Annotated in this window: 1 protein-coding gene and 1 pseudogene; both read left to right on the top strand. The window is 32.7% G+C overall.

All coding sequences use genetic code 11. From position 1 onward, the window contains the following. A pseudogene (locus ACWVCY_RS14655) lies at positions 1–671 on the top strand (hypothetical protein); the annotation flags it as partial. Between the two features lie 398 nt (positions 672–1,069). After that, a partial coding sequence (locus tag ACWVCY_RS14650; RefSeq protein ID WP_455143819.1) for a C25 family cysteine peptidase occupies positions 1,070–2,139 on the top strand: 1,070 nt, incomplete at its 3' end.

Genomic DNA, 2,139 nt, shown 5'->3' with positions numbered 1-2,139 from the left:
TGAACTTAAGAGACTTTTCTCCAGAGATTCTAGCTAATGGAATTCAGGCATGCTTAAAATTTGTTAAAAGTGCGTTTAATGCAAACAGCTCTGCAAAATATATGACAATAAATTGTAATTACTTATTCCCTGCAGGAGCTAGTGTTATTCACCCACATATGCAAGTTTTAGGCGGGGATGTCCCTTATACTTACCTTAAGAATATGTTTGAGGGTTCTTTGCAATACTTTGAGAAAAACCAGTCAAATTTCTGGAATGATTTGATTTCTGTGGAAAAAAAAGCAAGAGAACGCTATATTGGGAAAACTGGGGAGATAGAATGGATTGCTACGTTTTCTCCTTTAGGAAATAATGAAGTACAAGGGATCATTGGGGAAAAAAGTAATTTTCTAGGACTGTCCCACTCAGAGGCCAAAGCTTTAGGAGAAGGTATTTCAAAAATTCTAAAATTCTATGAAGAGGAAGGATATTCAACATTTAATTTTGTTATCTATTCTGGCCCTATGGGTGAAACAACTGATTGGTTTTGGTCTAATATACGAATAATATCCAGAGCTAATGTATACAAGAACTATCGAACAGATGATTATTTCCTCCAGAAATTGCTTGGAACCGAAATAGTTCTTACTCCTCCAGAAAAACTTGCAGATAAATTAAAGGCTAAGTTTTAGTTTGGATCGAATTGCCCCTACTCTACTTCTATACTTTTTCGATCCATACAAACCTTTTACGATATTACTAAAAATAATATCATCCTATTTGTTGGAAGTTCTAGTATAGTCTATTGAAAAAATTTAGAGGAGGATATGAGTCCCCTCTCTGTTCTGAACAGAGGATTCAGTGGTTCACAAACTCCTGATGTAACACACTACGTGGATCGTTGGCGTTTGAGAATAGTTTAACATTTACTTTTTCATTTTAGAGGGCTGGGTTCACAAGCACTACTCATTCATTAGAATCAGAAATACTAGTGTAATAACATCTAAGAGTCATCAGATTTTACTTTCTAAATAGAAATTACTTAGTATTCATTTATATATGAAGTTTTTCTAATCATATGGGAAATAATATGGGAATAGATAAAGGGGAATCAAAATTTTTGTGTTCTTTGTTACTTATTTTCTTTGTTTATCAATCGACGTTGTTTGGGAATATTATAATTACCCAAGGAAATGAAGTTTTTCAAAATGATGAATCGTTAATTACTCCAAATATAATTGACTACCTGATAATCTCTACAGATCAGTTTTTAGATGAATTACAGCCTTTAGTCAATTGGAAATCTCAACGCGGATTAATGGTTCATATAGAAACAACTGAGATTATCTCTCTTAAATATGAGGGGAATTCTTTAGCAGAAAAGATTAGAAGATGCATACAAGATTATTACCTAAATAATGAAACAAATTGGGTTGTTTTAGCTGGTGGGGAATATATTATTCCTACTAAAAGTTTGTTAGTAGATGGTTTAACTGTCAGTTGTGATAATTATTATGGGAATTTAGATAATGATTGGTTGAGTAGTGATTCAGAAATTGACAGTATTGTAACTGGTACAGAATGGGAACCAGAGGTTTATGTTGGAAGATTACCTGCTGATAATGAAGATCAAATGATTAATTTAGTTGCAAGAATAATTGATTATGAAAAAAATCCTCCAATTGGTTCATGGATGAATACAGCTTTGTTTGGTGGTACTTTTGCGAATTTTAATTCTGACTCTAACGGTAATAATCAATTAGATAGTGAAGATTGGAAAGAATTTGATACTAATAGGAATCATAATTGGCTCAAAACTAATGTTATACCTTCTCATTGGAATTCAGTGATGCTTGGGGAAACTGAAGGAGTAAAAACAACTGATTATGACTATGATTATCCGATATCTGAAAAAAATTTAATTAGGTTTATTAATTCAGGTGCGGGGGTAGTACAGATAGATGCTCATGGATCAAAAGAGGAAATGTATAGAAGTATTTTCACTGAAGATGTAGATGGTGATAATTTATTTGATTGGGGAGTGGATAGTTTAGAATCGGAAATGTTTATTTCAACGTCCATTGAATTTGAAACTTTCGGTAAGAATGGATTATATTTTTTAGCTGCCTGTGCAACAGGAACTTTTAATGGAGGAACCTC

Source organism: Candidatus Hodarchaeum mangrovi (genome assembly GCF_975850365.1).
The sequence above is the reverse complement of the archived record's forward strand: the minus strand, read 5'-3'. Positions and strand labels throughout refer to the sequence as shown.